This window comes from Nocardiopsis sp. MG754419 (assembly GCF_018207095.1).
In the GTDB taxonomy this organism is placed as follows: domain Bacteria; phylum Actinomycetota; class Actinomycetes; order Streptosporangiales; family Streptosporangiaceae; genus Nocardiopsis.
This window is the reverse complement of sequence record NZ_QOCZ01000463.1, coordinates 1-242: the sequence shown is the minus strand read 5'-3', so window position 1 is coordinate 242 and position 242 is coordinate 1. Positions and strand designations below refer to the sequence as shown.

Below are 242 nucleotides of genomic sequence, written 5' to 3'. Positions count from 1 at the left end.
TCGAAGGGCACGTCACGGTGGTCGAAGGCCGCCAGATCGGCCTCACGCACCCGAGCCAACAACTCCACGAACGTCGGATCCCCCGACACATCCGTACGCAACACCAGCGTGTTCACGAAGAACCCCACCAGCGCATCCAACGCCTCATCCTCACGCCCGGCCACAGGCGTACCAATCGGCACATCAACCCCACCCCCAGACCGCGCCAACACCACAGCCAACGCCGCCTGAAGAACCATGAA

At 63.6% G+C, this 242-nt stretch carries 1 protein-coding gene; it reads right to left on the bottom strand.

The features are described from left to right. The coding region (locus tag DSY14_RS28550) for a condensation domain-containing protein (protein WP_211719660.1) at positions 1-242 on the bottom strand (242 nt) is incomplete at both ends.